Below are 15,840 nucleotides of genomic sequence, written 5' to 3'. Positions count from 1 at the left end.
GCTCCCTGACGTGGTGCTGATCTGGCCAGTGTGCACCACCCCACTGACAACGCCACGGGGATCTTCCCCGAACCCCCCTTCCGTGCCGGGCCGGGGAGCTGCTACCAGCGAGGCACCGGGGGCGTGACCCACCCCGGGTCGGCGACCCGCATCGCGGCCGCGTCGTCGCGGTCCCGCAGCGAGCCGTCGTCATCCAGCCACCGCCGGTGCAGCTCGGCGAGCCGTTCGCGGTCCAGCTCGACGCCGAGGCCGGGCGCGTCCGGCACCGCGACCTTGCCGTCGTCGAAGGTGAGGCGCTCGGTGAGGACGTCCTCGGACTGCCACGGATAGTGGGAGTCGCAGGCGTGCTGGAGGTTCGGCACGGTCGACGCCACGTGGGTCATCGCGGCCAGGGAGATGCCGAGGTGCGTGTTGGAGTGCATGGACACGCCGACGCCGAAGGTGCGGCAGACGGCCGCCAGCTGCTGGGTGTTGCGCAGCCCGCCCCAGTAGTGGTGGTCGGAGAGGACGACTTGCACGGCGTCCTTGGTGAACGCCTCCTTGATCTCCGCGAACGTCGTCACGCACATGTTGGTCGCCAGCGGCACCCCGGCCCGCGCGGCGACCTCGGCCATGGCGGCCGTACCGAGCGTCGGGTCCTCCAGGTACTCCAGGACGTCCCCCAGTTCCCGTGCCACCTTCAGCGAGGTCTCCACGGACCAGGCCCCGTTGGGGTCGAGCCGCAGGGGGTGCCCGGGAAACGCCTCCGCGAGCGCCCGTACGGCGGCGATCTCCTCCTCCGGCGCGAAGACGCCGCCCTTGAGCTTGAAGGAGGTGAACCCGTAGCGCTCCTTGAACCGCCGCGCCTGCTCGACGACCCCGGCCGGATCGACGGCGGCACCCCAGTCGTCCTTCTCGGCGCGCACGCCCTCCGGGTGGCCGGCCCACTTGTAGAACAGGTAGGCGCTGTACTCGACCGCGTCCCGCACCTTGCCGCCGAGCAGCGCGTGCACGGGCAGCCCGAGCGCCTTGCCGAGGGCGTCGAGGCAGGCCACCTCGAAGCCGGAGACGACGGACAGCCGCAGCTTGTCGGCGGTCTGGACGCCGCGCAGCCCGCCGACGTCGACCTGGCCGGAGACCCGGGACCGGTCGACGGCCACGTCCTCCGCGAAGACGAACAGCCCGTTGAGGTCGCTGACTTGACGACCGATCAGTTTGCCGGCGAACGGCCGGGCGAGCTCCAGGTACTTGCTGTCGCCGTACGTCTCACCGACGCCGACGAACCCGCCCGCCGTCTCGACCTCCACGATCAGGCGGGGCGTGTACGGCTGGTGGACGCCCTGGGTGTTCAGCAGCGGCGGGTCGGCGACCAGGATCGGCGTCAGGCGGATGTCCGTGATGGTGAGGTCGCGGGTCACAGTGCGGCTCCTACGAGGTCGAGACCGGAGGCGAGCAGGGCCCTGAGATCCGCCAGGTCACCGGCCGACGGGTCGGTGAGCGGGGCGCGGACGGGGCCGACGCGGTGGCCGCGCAGCCGGGCCGCCGCCTTCACCAGGGACACGGCGTAACCGGGTACCCGGTCGCGGAGTTCGACGAGCGGGACGTAGAAGTCGCGCAGCAGCTTGTCGACCGTGCCGCGGTCACCATTCTTGAAGGCGGTGAAGAAGGCGTTCGCGATCTCGGGGGCGAAGGCGTGGACGGCGGAGGAGTAGGCGGGGATGCCGACGGTGGCGTAGGCGCGGGCCTGGATCTCGGCAGTGAGGGCGCCGTTGAAGAAGAGGAAGTCCTCGGGGGCGGCGAAGGTGAGGCGCTGGAGGCCGTCGAGGTCGCTGTGGCCGTCCTTGAGGCCGATGACGCCGGGGATGGCGGCGACGCGCTGGAACGACTCGACCGTGAAGGCGACCTGGCCGCGCTGGTAGGCGATGAGCGGGAGGCGGGTGCGGGCCGCGATGTGCTCCAGCTGGGCGACCAGGCCGTCCTGCGGGGCGGCGATCAGATAGTGCGGCAGGACGAGGAGGGCGTCGGCGCCGGCCTCCTCGGCGATGCGCGCCAACCGGACGGCCTGCGCCCAGCCGTATCCGGTCCCGGCGACGACGGGCATCCGCCCGCCCGACTCCTCGACGGCGATCGAGACGACCTGCCGGTACTCGTCCTCGTCCAGCGAGAAGAACTCGCCGGTGCCGCAGGCGGGGAAGAGGGCGCCGGGGGCGGTGGCGAGCCGGCCGGCGACGTAGGCGCGGAAGCCGTCCGGGTCCAGCGAGCCGTCCTCGTGGAAGCTCGTGAGCGGGAACGACAGCACTCCCTGTGCCATGCCGTCCCGCAGACGCCGGGCCGTGTCCGTATCGAGACTCACCCTCGGTCATCTCCCTATGTAGATGCCATCTATGTATGGAAATGGAGATTAGATACGCGAACGCCGACCGTCAATGGCACGGTCGGCCCACGATCCGGACGCGGTCGGTCCGATGACGAGTCCGATTACGATCGGCCCATGTCGGAGACAGGCGGCGTCCGCGAGGTGAAGTCCGCGGCGCGGACGGTCGAGTTGCTGGAACTCCTCGCCGCGCGCGGCGACCGTCCGGCACGCCTCCAGGAACTGGCGGACGCGCTGGACGTGCCGCGCAGCTCCATGTACGCGCTGCTGCAGACCCTGATCTCCCGCGGCTGGGTCCGCACCGACGTCACCGGTTCGCTCTACGGCATCGGCATCCACGCCCTGCTCACGGGCACGACCTACCTGGACTCCGACCCGCGCGTCCGCGTCGTACGCCCGTATCTCGACGAGGCCTCCGACGCGCTGGGCGAGACGATCCACATGGGGCGGCTGGACGGCCGTGACGTGGCGTACCTGGCGACGCGCGAGTCGCACGAATACCTGCGGACCATCAGCCGGGTCGGGCGACGGCTGCCGGCGCACGCGGGCGCGCTGGGGAAGGCGCTGCTGGCGGAGCGCCCGGAGGCGGAGCTCGCCGAGGGACCGTACGAGGCCCTCACCCCCAACACGCACACCACCCACGACTCCCTCGCGGCGGACCTCGCCGAGGTGCGGGCGCGCGGCTACTCCGTCGACCGCGAGGAGGGCGTCCTCGGCATCGTCGGCTTCGGCTTCGCCCTGCGCTACGACATCCCGGCCCAGGACGCGATCAGTTGCTCGGTACCGGTGGCGCGGCTGTCGGCGGGGCACGAGGAGCGGATCGTCGCGGTGATGCGGGAGATCCGGGCGAAGATCGAGGCGACGGTTCCCGGTGGGGGCGGGTCGGTGCACTGGCGCAGGTGAGGGGCGGGCAACGGCCCTGGCGGGGCCGGATCAGGGCTGGTTGAGGCTGATTGAGGGCTGGTTGAAGGCGCTCGTTTACCCGCCGTTCCCCGCCCCAAACAGAACGTGCCTCACATCACACCCCCCGCGCTTCTTCCCTCCTCCCCCTCCTTGATACAAATTCTGCGCGCGTTCCTGTCCGTCGACGGCCTGCGCCCCACCCCCTCTTGAGCCGCTTCTTTCGCATGCCCTGGGAACGCCCGTGTTCGCCCCCCGCACCACCCCCTGGCCCCTCGTCGCCCTTTTCACGGCCGGGTACCTCGCCCCGTATCTGCTGCCGGCCGTTGTCGGCAGGCTCGACTCCGGGCTTCCGCTCTCCCCCACCCAGGCGGGCGCCGTCGGCAGCGCGCTGCTGCTGAGCTCGGCGTCGGCGGGCTTCCTGTTGGCGTCCCGGGTGGAGCGGATCGGGGCACGCGGGCCGGCCCGCGCCGGGCTCACCCTCGCTCTCCTCGGCTACGGCGGGGCGGCCCTCGCGCACTCCGTACCGGCCGTCGTCCTCGGCGTGCTCGTCGGCGGCTTCGGATCCGGTACGGCCACCGCGGTCGCCGCCACCCGCATCGCCGCCCAGCCGGACCCGCACCGGGCCACCACGATGGGCCTGCTGGGCGTGTCCGCCCTCGCGGGCGCCGTCTATCTGACGGTCCCCCACCTCGGCCCCGGCCATGGCCTCCCGCTCGCCGCGATCGCCCTCACCGCGTTGGCCGTGTGGCCGCTGACGGGCCGGCTCCCGGCCGCCACGGCCAGGTCGCAGCAAGGCGGTTGGGACACCTCCTCCCGCCTCCCCCACCGCCGTCAGGGCCTGACCCTCGCCGCCTGCATGCTCTGCTGGTCCCTCGCCCAGAACTCCCTCTGGGGCGTCAGCGGCCGGATCGGACTGAGCCAGGCGCACCTGACCGAGGCCACGGTCGGCGCGGTCTTCGCCGTGGCGCTCGGCGCCGGGCTGCTCGGCGTCACCGGGGCGGGCGCGCTCGGCCCGCGCCTCGGCCGGGCGCTGCCCATCGGCGCCGGTACGGCCCTCATCGCGGCCTGCATCGCGCTCAGCGCGTCCGCCACCGACCTGCCGACCTTCGCGACCGGCGAGATCGCCTGGAACACGCTCTACCCGATCGTCCTGTCGTACGTCATCGGCCTCGCCGCCTCCCTCGACGGGCGCGGCCGCTGGGCGGTGCTCGTCGGTTCGGCGTCGTCGCTGGGCACGGCGGCGGGCCCGCTGACCGGGAGCGTGCTGTCCGCGCAGGCCGGGTTCCCGGTCATGGGGGCGGTGCTGGCGGCCGGGCTGCTGGTGATCGCCGTACCGATGACGGCGGTGGCGCTGGGCAGGCGGACACGGAAGACCGTGGAGGCCGCCGAGGTCTTCGAGCACGTGGCGATCGTCGAGATCCCCCTGGACTCCGTCGAGGCCACCCCGGCCGTCCCCGAGCGCCTCGCCCCGGCTACCTGAACTCGTAGGCCTCCACCTCGGCCAGATACCGCGCCCGCAACTCCTCGTCGTCCTCCAGGAAGGAGGCGAGGAACGAGTTGCGGGCGAGCTCGCGGAGCCGCTCCTCGGTCAGACCGAGGGTCTGGCGCACGGCATCGAAGTTGTCGCCGGCGTACCCGCCGAAGTAGGCCGGGTCGTCGGAGTTGACCGTGCACAGGAGCCCGGCGTCCAGCATGGCGGGCAGGGGGTGGTCGGCGAGGACGTCGACGGTGCGCAGCCGCACGTTCGACAGCGGACACAGCGTCAACGGCACCCGCTCCCGCACCAGCCGCTCGACCAGCGCCGGGTCCTCCATGCACCGCAGCCCGTGGTCGACGCGCTCGACGCCGAGGACGTCGAGGGCCTCGGTGATGTAGGCGGGCGGCCCCTCCTCGCCCGCGTGCGCGACGCGCCGCAGCCCGAGCGCGGCGGCGGCCTCGTAGACCTCGCGGAACTTCACCGGCGGGTGCCCGACCTCGGCCGAGTCCAGGCCGACACCGACGATCCGGTCGAGATACGGCTCGGCGGCCCGCAGCGTCTCCATGGCCGACTCGGCGGAGTCGTCGCGCAGGAAGCACATGATGAGCCGGGTGGAGACGCCGTGGTCGGCCTCGCTGCGCTCCAGCGCCCGCCACAGCCCGTCCACGACCGTGCCCAGCTCGACGCCCCGCTTGGTGTGCGCCTGCGGGTCGAAGAAGATCTCCGCGTGCCGCACCCCCTGGGCGGCGGCGCGGGCGAGGTAGGCGTTCGCGAGGTCCGCGAAGTCCTGCTCGGTGCGCAGGACGGCCATGAGCTCGTAGTACAGGTTCAGAAAGGACTGGAGGTCCTCGAACTGGTACGCCTTGCGGAGCTCTTCGGTATCGCCGTACGGCAACTCGACGCCGTTCCGGTCGGCCAGTTCGAAGGCGAGCTCGGGTTCGAGGGTGCCTTCGATGTGGAGGTGCAGTTCAGCTTTCGGGAGGGGCATCGAAGCATCGTACGGCGGGGTCAGCGCCGCTTCGGCAAGGGCACCCGCAGCAGGTCGTGCGCGACCGTCAGCTCCCCGTCGAACCCGGCGTCCCGCGCCTGCCGCTCGAACTCGTCGGGCTCGGTGTAGCGCTGGCTGAAGTGGGTGAGCACGAGATGCCGTACGCCGCATTCGAGTGCGACACGGGCGGCCTGACCGGCGGTCAGGTGACCGTGCTCTGCGGCCAGTTCGATGTCATCATCCAGGAAGGTGGACTCGATGACGAGCATGTCGCAGCCCTCGGCGAGGGCGTACACCCCGTCGCACAACCGGGTGTCCATGACGAAGGCGAACCGCTGCCCGCGCCGGACCTCGCTGACGTCCTGGAGCGAGACTCCGCCGAGCGCCCCTTCGCGCTGGAGCCGCCCGACGTCCGGCCCCTTGATGCCATGCGCGGCGAGGCGCTCGGGCAGCATGCGGCGGCCGTCGGGTTCGACGAGGCGATAGCCGTACGACTCGACGGGGTGCGAGAGGCGAGCGGTGTGCAGCGCGTATCCACCGGTGTCGGCGATGACGCCGTCGGCGCTGACCGGGACCTGCGTGATGTCGACGGTCTCGCGGTAGGCGGTGGCGTAGCGCAGCCGGTCGAAGAAGCGCTGCCCGGAGCGCGGGTAGTGGGCGGTGACGGGATGCGGGACCTTGTCGAGGTTGATCCGCTGGATGACGCCGGCGAGCCCCAGGGAGTGGTCACCATGGAAGTGGGTGACGCAGATCCGGTTCAGGTCGTGGGCGGCGACCCCGGCGCGCAGCATCTGCCGCTGGGTGCCCTCGCCGGGATCGAAGAGTATGCCCTCGCCGTCCCAGCGCAGGAGATACCCGTTGTGGTTCCGGTGCCGGGTCGGGACCTGGCTCGCGGTCCCGAGGACGACCAATTCGCGTACGGACACGGTGACTTCGGCTTGCTTCCGGTTTGGCGGGTTATCCGGGGGGCCACTGCATGCCACGGCCGCCGAGGACGTGCGCGTGGGCGTGCCAGACGGTCTGCCCGGCGCCGGCGCCGGTGTTGAAGACGATGCGGTAGCTCTCCAGCTTGTCCTCGTCGGCGACGGCCTTGGCCTCCCGCAGGACGTCCGCGGCGAGGGTCGGGGCGCCGGTGGCAAGGGAGGCGGCGTCCGGGTAGTGCGCCTTGGGAATGACCAGGACGTGGGTGGGCGCCTGGGGGTTGATGTCCCGGAAGGCGACGGTCGTCTCCGTCTCGCGCACGATCGTCGCCGGGACGTGCCCTTCGACGATCTTGCAGAACAGACAGTCGTCCTGCGGCTCCCCTGCCATGGTCCCTCCGGGGGTTGGGCCGGTTTGGTTCACGGGGGGCATCGTATCGTCGTCGGGTGCGGGTGATCGGTGGCTGGTCGCGCCCACGCGGCGGAGCCGCATATCGACACAGCCCCGCGCCCCTTTTAGGTTGGCAAAGCTGGCGGTGTCTTCGCGGGACTGGTCTCCAGCTTCTCCAGCGCGATGCGGATCGCCTCGTCCAGTTGGGTGTCGCGGCCCGCCGCGTAGTCCTGTGGGCGTTGCACCACCTCCACGTCCGGGTCCACGCCGTGGTTCTCCACGTCCCAGCCGTAGCCCTCCAGCCAGATGGCGTACTTCGGCTGGGTGATCAGGGTGCCGTCGACCAGGCGGTAGCGGCTGTCGATGCCGATCACGCCACCCCAGGTGCGCGTGCCGACCACCGGGCCGAGCCCCAGGGCCTTGATCGCCGCGTTGACGATGTCGCCGTCGGAACCGGAGAACTCGTTCGCCACCGCCACCACGGGTCCCCGTGGGGCGTCCTCCGGGTAGCTGTACGGGCGCATCCCGCGCGGCAGTTCCCAGCCGACGATCCGCCGGGCCAGCTTTTCCACGACGAGCTGCGAGGTGTGGCCGCCGCCGTTCTCGCGGACGTCCACGACGAGGCCTTCCCGGGCCACCTCGACGCGCAGGTCGCGATGGATCTGGGCCCAGCCGGGCGCCTGCATGTCGGGGACGTGGAGATAGCCGAGCCGTCCGCCGGACTTCTCGTGGACGTACGCGCGGCGGTCGGCCACCCACGCGTGGTACCTGAGCGGCTGTTCGTCCGCGATCGGGATCACGACCGCATGCCGTACTTCTCCGCCGCCCGCCGGCGAGATCGTCAGCTCCACCGCCTTGCCCGCCGTGCCGACGAGCAGCGGGCCGGGCCCGGTCAGCGGGTCCACCGGGACACCGGCGACGGCCACGATCGCGTCCCCGGCCCGCACCGCGACACCGGGCGCGGCCAGCGGTGCCCGGGCCTCGGGGTCGGAGGTCTCCGACGGCAGGATCCGGTCGATGCGCCAACTCCCGTCCGGGTGGCGGGAGATGTCGGCGCCGAGGAGGCCCTGCCGGGCTCCGCCGCCGTATCCGCCGCGCGGCGAGACGTAGGCGTGCGAGGTGCCCAGCTCGCCCTGCACCTCCCACAGCAGGTCCATCAGGTCGTCGTGGGTGGCCACCCGGTCCACCAGCGGGCGGTAGCGGTCCAGGACGCCCGTCCAGTCCACCCCGCTCATGTCCGGCCGCCAGAAGTGGTCCCGCATGATGCGGCCGGTCTCCTCGAACATCTGCCGCCACTCGGCCGACGGGTCGACCGTCTGCCGTACGCGTGACAGGTCCACGGTGATGTTCGAGTCGCTGTCCTCGTCGCCGGAGGCACGCCGGTCGCTGGGGACGACCTTGAGCCTGCCGTCGGTCCACAGGAGCACCCGCTTGCCGTCGCCGCTGACCTCGAAGTGGTCGGCGTCGTCGGCGAGATGCTCGACGCGCCGCTGGACGAGGTCGTAGCGCTCCAGCTCGGTCTTGGGTTCGGGGCCGTCGGGCGTGGCCCGGGCGGCGCCGAGGGCGCCGCGCACGGGGTGCCGCAGCCACAGCACGCCGTCCTTCGCGGCCCGCAGATTGGTGTAGCGGGCGGCCTCGACCGGGAACGGCACGATCCGGTCGGCGAGCCCTTCGAGGTCGATGCGGGTGGTGGGGGCGCCCTCGCTGTCGGGCGTCTCGTCCTTGTCGGGCGCGTCGAAGGGGCGGCCGTGCCGTTGCGGGCCGAAGGGGGACGGGGTGGTCGCCGCCAGGGTGATCAGGTGGGGGCGGGAGCCGACCACGAAGGCGAGGTCGAAGACGTGCTCGTCGTAGACCGGGTCGAAGGCCCGCGTCGACAGGAACACCAGGTGCTTGCCGTCCTGGGTGAACGCGGGCGCGTAGTCCTGGAAACGGAGTGGGGTCGCCTCGGAGACCGACAGATCGGTGGTGTTGGCGAGCTTCAGCTGGCACAGCGGGCGCGGGCCGGGGTGGGACCAGGCGAGCCAGGCCGAGTCGGGCGAGAAGACCAGCCCGGAAACGTCGCCGTCCGCGCTGCGGTCGACCTCGCGCACCTCGCCGGTCTCCCGTTCGACGAGCAGCACCCGGCCGTCGTGCGCGGCGACCGCGGCCCGGCTGCCGTCGGGCGCCATGGCGAGCCCCAGCACCCGCCCGAGCTGCCCGGCGGCGAGCCTGCGCGGCGTCGCCCCCGGTGCGAGGCCGGTCGCCGGTGCGAACTCCAGCGCGTCGTCGCCCTCGGCGTCCGTCACCCAGACGACCCACTCCTCGCCCTCCGCCCGGAAGGTGCGGGGCCGCCGGGCCCGTACGCCCGGCTCGGCGGCGAGCGTACGGGCGGGCCCGGACCGGTGGGTTACCCAGTGCACGGCGCCCCGGACGGCGACGGCGCTGCCGCGCGCGGTGTGGTCCGGGGCCGCCGACCCGAACCAGCGGGCGGCGTTCACCGGGAACGGCTGCCGGTCGGTGCGCTGCCCGCCGAGCCGGATGTCGAGCCTGCGCGGCTCGGCCCCGTCGAGGTCGTCGAGGAGCCACAGCTCACCGGCGCTGGCGTACACGACGCGGGTGCCGTCGCTCGCGGCGTGCCGGGCGTAGAAGCCTCCCCCACTCTCGAATCCGCTCGAGCGGGAGGTGCCCCCATGGGGGGTGTGCCGGCGTAGGTCGGAGCCGTCCGCGAGGGAGGAGTACACCGCCCCGACACCCTCGTGATCGGAGAGGAAGGCGATGCGCTCGCCCGCCCACACGGGGTACTCGATGTTGCCGTCCAGCTCCTCGTGCAGCCGTACGAAGTCCCCGGTGCCCTCCGGGTCGATCCACAACTTGCCCGCCGTACCGCCCCGGTAGCGCTTCCACCATGCGGCCTCCAGCCCCATGGGCGCGGAGGCGAGCACCAGCTTCGGCCCGTACACGACATCGGCGACGGGGCCGTACGGCAGCGGCGTGGCCGGTCCGCCGTCGAGCGGGACCGTGTGGGCCCAGGTGCGGCGGCTGCCCGCCTGGCCGTGGCTGCTGATCGCGAGGACCTGGCCGTCGGGGGTCCAGCCGCGCACCCGGGTCTGCCGGCTGCCCCAGTGGGTGAGCCGCCTCGACGGGCCGCCGTCGACCGGCGCGATGTGCACCTCGGGCGTGCCGTCGCGGGTGGAGGTCCAGGCGACGGTCGTGCCGTCGGGCGAGATGCGCGGCAGGGTCACCGGCACGTTGTCGGCGCTGACCCGCCAGGCCCGGCCGCCGTCGAGCGGGGCGAGCCAGACGTCGTCCTCCGCGGTGAAGGCGACCAGGTCGCCGTGCAGATGCGGATAACGGAGGTAGGCGGGCGCGGGGTGCGCGGCCGAGGGCGAGACGGACGTCGCGGTCTGTGTCACCCGATCACCCTAAGCAAGGGCGGCGGCCGGGGACAGGACTTTGGATCACTTGGATCGTCTGCCCGAACTCCCCCGGGCGTGCGGTCACTTGCCCTCCGGCCAGCAGTTCGGGTGCTGCTTGCAGTAGACGGTCTTGGTGACGGTCACCGTGACGGTGGGCCCGGGCTGCTGTCCGCCTCCCGGATTGACGGGCGAGGGCGTGGCGTCGCAGTTGCCCAGCCCGTTCACGTTGAACCATTCCTTGCCGTCGATCTTGGCGACGAGGTGCCCGCGCACACAGGATCCGCTGACGGCCCGGGTGATCCGGCCGGTGACGACGATGTCCTTGCCGTCCTTGGTCTCGCCCTCGCAGTCGACCTTGACCACGGTGTTCTCGCTCGCCGTCGGCGCGGCGGAGCCGCCCTTGGCGTCCTCGTAGGAGCCCGTGCAGTTGAGCCACTGCACGTCGGCCTTCTGCCGCTCTAGCTCCTCGGTCACCGTCTGGTCGGTCGTGAACGCCACGGTCGCGCTGCTCAGCCCGCCCGGATCACAGGCCACGGCCCCGCCGACGGCGACCACGGCGAGCCCAGCCACACCCGCCACCCGCACCCCGTACGCGCGACGACCGGCGGGACGGCTGCGCCCCGTGTGACCCGTGCGGCCCCAAACCCTCCTGAATGCCCCCATGGACGGCAGCCTGCCACTGTCCCGGCCGACGCGGTAGGGCGCATACGGCCACTCCTTGCTCGCGCACGTCACAATCGAGCGTCGCCGCGCCGACCGCCCAACCGGCCCAGCCCCGAGGAGCGTTGACGGTGGAGGTGGAACGGCTCGCCCAGCAGGTCCGCGGCTGTTCGAACACCGTCCTCAGCCACGCAGCAGCAGCCACTCCTGCAGTTCCACCAGGTTGCCCTCCGGGTCCTTGAGGTGGGCGACCCGCATGCGGTCGGTCATGGGGGCGGGGCCGTGCAGGAGGGTCGCGCCGCGGGAGGTGATCTGCGTGCAGTAGGCGTCCAGGTCGTCCACGCGCAGGACCACCAGGGAGCGGTGACCGTCGGGGGCGTCGCCGAGTTCGCCGAGGACCTCGGCCATCATGGCGCGGTCCTGCAGCGCGATGCCGGCCGAGCCGGCGGTGGGGCTGAACTTCTCGTAGGGCCCGTTCACCGCGCCCGACTGCGGCTTGAGGCCGAGGACGTCGGCGTAGAAGCGGTAGCAGGCGGCGAAGTCGGTGACGAGGAGCCGGACTTGGGCGAGTTCCACGACGTTCCCCCGTCGGGTCAGGACCAGCGGCCGGTGCGGCCGAGGAGCAGGGCCGCCGCCGCGGTGCCGGCGGTCGATGTACGCAACACGGTGGGCCCCAGCACACAGGTCCTCGCGCCGGCCTCCTCGAAGAGCGCCAACTCGTCCTTGGACACGCCCCCTTCGGGGCCGACGACCAGCACGATCTCGCCCTGCGAGGGGAGTTCGGCGGTGGCGAGGGGTTCGCTGTCGTGCTCGAAGTCGGAGTGGAGTACGGCGGCGAAGTCGGCCTTGGCGAGAAGTGCGGCAACCTGCTTGGTCGTCGCCGCGTCCGCGACCGCCGGGAAGCGCACCCGGCGGGACTGCTTGCCGGCCTCGCGGGCGGTGGCCCGCCACTTGCCGAGCGCCTTCAGGCCCCGGTCGCCCTTCCACTGCGTGATGCAGCGGGCCGCCTGCCAGGGCACGATGGCGTCCACGCCGACCTCGGTCATGGTCTCCACGGCCAACTCGCCCCGGTCGCCCTTGGGGAGGGCCTGGACGACGGTGATACGGGGCTGCGGCGACGGCTCCTCGGAGACCGAGGACATGTGGACGATCAGCCGGTCCTTGCCCTCGGTGCCGACCACGTCGCACACCGCGTAGCGCCCGGAGCCGTCGGTGAGAACGACCTCCTCGCCGGGCTGGAGCCGCTTCACGGAGACGGCGTGGCGGCCCTCGGGCCCGTCGAGCACATACCGGCCTCCCCCGGCCGCGTCGAAGTGCTCGACCACGAACACCGGCGCGGTCATCGCCGCCCCCCGTTGCCCGACAACGCTGTCGCCGCGGCGTCCAGTTCTGCGGCCAGCACCTCCACCAGCTGCCCGGCGGGCAGTTCACGCGCCATCCGGTGGCCCTGCCCCGCCCACAGCGCCATGCCCTGCGGGTCGCCGGACGCGGCGGCCTTCTTGCGCAACGGGGAGGTGAGGTGGTGGATCTCGGGGTAGGCGGCGGGGGCGTAGGGCCCGTGTTCGCGCAGGAAGCGGTTGACGAGGCCGCGGGCCGGCCGCCCGGAGAACGCGCGCGTCAGCTCGGTGCGGGCGAACAGGGGGTTGGTCAGCGCCTGCTTGTGCAGGGTGGTGGCGCCGGACTCCGGGGTGGCGAGGAAGGCGGTGCCCAGCTGGGCGGCTATGGCGCCGGCGGCGAGCGCGGCGGCGATCTGGCTGCCGCGCATGATGCCGCCGGCGGCGACGATGGGCAGGCTCACGGTCTCGCGGACCTGGGCGATCAGCGAGAGCAGCCCGATGCCGGTGCCGTCGGTCTCGGGGTTGTCGCGGTGAGTGCCCTGATGACCACCCGCCTCGACACCCTGCGCGATCACGGCGTCGGCACCGGCCCGCTCCACGGCGAGCGCCTCGTCGGGGGTGGTGGCGGTGACGAGGGTGAAGGTTCCGGCACGCCGCAGGGACTCGAGCACGTCGCTGCTGGGCACGCCGAAGTGGAACGAGACGACCGGCACCGGATTGTCGAGCAGCACGGCCAGCTTGGCCTCGTACCCGTCGTCCCGCCCGCTGTCCGGGTCCCCGAGCTCGGTGTCGTACCAGGCGGCCTCGCCGGCCAGCTGGTGCGCGTAGACCTCCACGGCCGCGGCGTCGGCATGGTCGGGCTGCGGCATGAAGAGGTTGACCCCGAAGGGCCGCGCGGTCAGGCTCCGCAGCTGTTTGATCTCCTGGTACATCCCGTCGGCGGTCTTGTACCCGGCGGCGAGGAACCCCAGCCCCCCGGCCTCGGCCACGGCAGCGGCGAGCTGCGGCACGGAGACGCCGCCTGCCATGGGGGCCTGCACGATCGGGTGGGGAAAGAGATCGGTCAGTGCGGAGGACATGACGGCATGTTGTCACGTCCCCCGAACAAGTCCGAATCGGGTGTGCCCCTTGGCATACGCCAGCGGAATCAGCCCGTCCGGCGTTTGAGGACGAGGCCCTTTCGGGGCCGAAGCGGGGGTCTGGGGGCGGCAGCCCTCAGCTACGGCGAGCAACCCCCACCTACGGTCAGCGCCCGTTGAACGCGTCCTTCAGCCGCGAGAACAACCCTTGCTGCCCCGGCTGGAACTGCCCCTGCGGCCGCTCCTCGCCCCGCAGCTTGGCCAGCTCCCGCAGCAACCGCTCCTGCTCCGGATCCAGCTTGGTGGGCGTGGTCACCTCGACATGGACGATCAGGTCTCCCCGCCCGCCGCCGCGCAGATGCGTCACGCCCCGCCCGTGCAGTGGAATCGACTGCCCGGACTGGGTGCCGGGCCGGATGTCGACCTCCTCCAGCCCGTCCAGCGTCTCCAGCGGCACCTTCGTACCGAGAGCCGCCGCGGTCATCGGGATCGTCACCGTGCAGTGCAGATCGTCGCCGCGCCGCTGGAAGGTCGGGTGCGGAAGCTCATGGATCTCGACGTACAGGTCACCGGCGGGACCACCACCCGGCCCGACCTCGCCCTCACCGGCGAGCTGGATCCGCGTGCCGTTGTCGACACCGGCCGGGATCTTGACCGTCAGGGTCCGACGCGAGCGCACGCGGCCGTCGCCCGCGCACTCGGGACACGGCGTCGGCACCACCGTGCCGAACCCCTGGCACTGCGGACACGGCCGCGAGGTCATGACCTGGCCCAGGAAGGACCGCGTCACCTGGGACACCTCACCGCGACCGCGGCACATGTCACACGTCTGCGCGGAGGTCCCCGGCGCCGCGCCCTCACCGTTGCAGGTGTTGCAGACGACGGCCGTGTCGACCTGGATGTCCTTCGTCGTGCCGAAGGCCGCCTCGTCGAGCTCGATCTCCAGCCGGATCATCGCGTCCTGGCCGCGCCGGGTGCGCGAGCGCGGACCGCGCTGGGACGCCGTACCGAAGAACGCGTCCATGATGTCCGAGAAGTTCCCGAAGCCACCGGCGCCGAAGCCGCCCGCGCCCGCGCCGCCCGCCTGTGACAGCGGGTCGCCGCCGAGGTCGTAGACCTGCTTCTTCTGCGGGTCCGACAGCACCTCGTAAGCGGCGTTGATCTCCTTGAACCGCTCCTGGGTCTTCGGATCCGGGTTGACGTCCGGGTGCAGCTCGCGGGCGAGCCGCCGGAAGGCCTTCTTGATCTCTTCCTGCGACGCGTCGCGGCGCACGCCGAGCACGGCGTAGTAGTCCGTGGCCACTTACGACTCCGCCAGGATCTGTCCGACGTAACGTGCCACTGCGCGTACCGCTCCCATCGTTCCCGGGTAATCCATGCGGGTCGGTCCGACCACGCCGAGCTTGGCGACTGCCTCGCCGCCCGAACCGTAGCCGACCGACACCACGGAAGTGGAGTTGAGCCCCTCATAGGCGTTCTCATGACCGATGCGTACGGTCATGCCCGAATCCCCGGCCTCGCCGAGCAACTTGAGGAGCACGACCTGCTCCTCCAGCGCCTCCAGGACGGGCCGGATGGTGAGGGGGAAGTCATGTCCGAAGCGGGTGAGATTGGCGGTGCCGCCGATCATCAGCCGCTCCTCGTTCTCCTCGACGAGCGTCTCCAGGAGGGTGGAGAGCACGGTCGAGACGGTGCCGCGGTCCTCCATGTCGAAGGCCTCGGGGAGGTCCTCGACGAGCCGCGGCACATCGGTGAAGCGCCGCCCCGCGACCCGGCTGTTCAGCCGCGCGCGCAGATCCGCGAGCGAGGCCTCACCGAAGGGCGCCGGGCAGTCGACCATCCGCTGCTCGACCCGACCGGTGTCCGTGATCAGTACGAGCATCACGCGCGCGGGCGCGAGGGACAGCAGCTCGACGTGCCGGACGGTGGACCGGGTCAGCGAGGGGTACTGCACGACGGCGACCTGCCGGGTGAGCTGCGCGAGCAGCCGCACGGTGCGCGCCACGACGTCGTCGAGATCGACGGCGCCGTCGAGGAAGTTCTGGATGGCGCGCCGCTCCGGCGGGCTCATCGGCTTGACGCCGGCGAGCTTGTCGACGAACAGCCGGTAGCCCTTGTCGGTGGGGATGCGCCCGGCGCTGGTGTGCGGCTGGGCGATGTACCCCTCGTCCTCCAGGGCCGCCATGTCGTTGCGGACGGTCGCCGGGGAGACACCGAGGTTGTGCCGCTCGGTCAGGGCCTTCGAGCCCACCGGCTCCTCGGTCCCGACATAGTCCTGGACGATGGCGCGCAGAACCTGAAGCCTGCGTTCACTCAGCATCTCGGCGCACACCTCCA

At 72.1% G+C, this 15,840-nt stretch carries 14 protein-coding genes; 2 read left to right on the top strand and 12 right to left on the bottom strand.

The window, feature by feature from the left end; genetic code table 11:
- Nucleotides 1-101: 101 nt before the first annotated feature.
- Both IF78_RS0114280 and IF78_RS0114275 read right to left on the bottom strand, forming a co-directional pair.
- Nucleotides 102-1,397 (bottom strand): glucarate dehydratase family protein, encoded by a 1,296-nt coding sequence (locus IF78_RS0114280; RefSeq protein ID WP_031476925.1) that lies wholly within the window; start codon nucleotides 1,395-1,397, stop codon nucleotides 102-104.
- Nucleotides 1,394-2,332 (bottom strand): 5-dehydro-4-deoxyglucarate dehydratase, encoded by a 939-nt coding sequence (locus IF78_RS0114275; protein WP_031476924.1) that lies wholly within the window; start codon nucleotides 2,330-2,332, stop codon nucleotides 1,394-1,396. Before IF78_RS0114275 ends, IF78_RS0114280 begins: the two co-directional genes overlap by 4 nt.
- A gap of 138 nt (nucleotides 2,333-2,470) precedes the next feature.
- Between IF78_RS0114275 and IF78_RS0114270 the strand changes: the two genes are divergently transcribed.
- Entirely contained in the window at nucleotides 2,471-3,256 is a 786-nt protein-coding gene (locus tag IF78_RS0114270; RefSeq protein WP_031476923.1) for an IclR family transcriptional regulator, read from the top strand.
- A 241-nt stretch (nucleotides 3,257-3,497) separates the two neighbouring features.
- Nucleotides 3,498-4,736, top strand: coding sequence for an MFS transporter (locus IF78_RS0114265; RefSeq protein WP_031476922.1), 1,239 nt, complete (start codon nucleotides 3,498-3,500; stop codon nucleotides 4,734-4,736).
- Here IF78_RS0114265 and IF78_RS0114260 read toward each other — a convergent pair.
- The 10 genes from IF78_RS0114260 to hrcA form a co-directional block, all read right to left on the bottom strand.
- The gene (locus IF78_RS0114260; RefSeq protein WP_031476921.1) at nucleotides 4,729-5,721 is read right to left on the bottom strand and encodes an adenosine deaminase; all 993 of its coding nucleotides are present in this window, start codon (nucleotides 5,719-5,721) and stop codon (nucleotides 4,729-4,731) included. The two genes, IF78_RS0114265 and IF78_RS0114260, sit on opposite strands and share 8 nt — an antisense overlap.
- A 20-nt stretch (nucleotides 5,722-5,741) precedes the next feature.
- Nucleotides 5,742-6,647, bottom strand: a complete 906-nt coding sequence (locus tag IF78_RS0114255; RefSeq protein WP_031476920.1) for a ribonuclease Z — start codon at nucleotides 6,645-6,647, stop codon at nucleotides 5,742-5,744.
- Between the two features lie 31 nt (nucleotides 6,648-6,678).
- Nucleotides 6,679-7,032: a histidine triad nucleotide-binding protein gene (locus tag IF78_RS0114250; protein ID WP_031476919.1), complete on the bottom strand. Its 354-nt coding sequence runs from the start codon at nucleotides 7,030-7,032 to the stop codon at nucleotides 6,679-6,681.
- A gap of 125 nt (nucleotides 7,033-7,157) precedes the next feature.
- Nucleotides 7,158-10,424 carry a S41 family peptidase gene (locus tag IF78_RS0114245; protein ID WP_031476918.1) on the bottom strand — a complete coding sequence of 1,089 codons (3,267 nt, stop codon included), beginning with the start codon at nucleotides 10,422-10,424 and terminating at the stop codon, nucleotides 7,158-7,160.
- 84 nt (nucleotides 10,425-10,508) lie between these two features.
- Complete coding sequence (locus IF78_RS0114240) at nucleotides 10,509-11,006, bottom strand: hypothetical protein (protein ID WP_031476917.1); 498 nt, start codon at nucleotides 11,004-11,006, stop codon at nucleotides 10,509-10,511.
- 264 nt (nucleotides 11,007-11,270) lie between these two features.
- Nucleotides 11,271-11,663, bottom strand: a complete 393-nt coding sequence (locus tag IF78_RS0114235; protein WP_031476916.1) for a VOC family protein — start codon at nucleotides 11,661-11,663, stop codon at nucleotides 11,271-11,273.
- Between the two features lie 17 nt (nucleotides 11,664-11,680).
- Entirely contained in the window at nucleotides 11,681-12,430 is a 750-nt protein-coding gene (locus tag IF78_RS0114230) for a 16S rRNA (uracil(1498)-N(3))-methyltransferase (protein ID WP_031476915.1), read from the bottom strand.
- Nucleotides 12,427-13,503, bottom strand: coding sequence for a nitronate monooxygenase (locus tag IF78_RS0114225; protein WP_031476914.1), 1,077 nt, complete (start codon nucleotides 13,501-13,503; stop codon nucleotides 12,427-12,429). The genes IF78_RS0114230 and IF78_RS0114225 overlap by 4 nt, the downstream gene beginning before the upstream one ends.
- Nucleotides 13,504-13,669: 166 nt before the next feature.
- Nucleotides 13,670-14,806, bottom strand: coding sequence for a molecular chaperone DnaJ (gene dnaJ / locus IF78_RS0114220; RefSeq protein WP_031476913.1), 1,137 nt, complete (start codon nucleotides 14,804-14,806; stop codon nucleotides 13,670-13,672).
- A complete protein-coding gene (gene hrcA, locus IF78_RS0114215; protein ID WP_031476912.1) occupies nucleotides 14,807-15,823 on the bottom strand; it encodes a heat-inducible transcriptional repressor HrcA in 1,017 nt (338 codons plus the stop codon). It abuts the gene before it with no gap.
- Nucleotides 15,824-15,840: the final 17 nt, after the last annotated feature.

Origin of the sequence: Streptomyces bicolor (assembly GCF_000719285.1) — a bacterium.
Lineage (GTDB): Bacteria > Actinomycetota > Actinomycetes > Streptomycetales > Streptomycetaceae > Streptomyces > Streptomyces bicolor.
The sequence above is the reverse complement of the archived record's forward strand: the minus strand, read 5'-3'. Positions and strand labels throughout refer to the sequence as shown.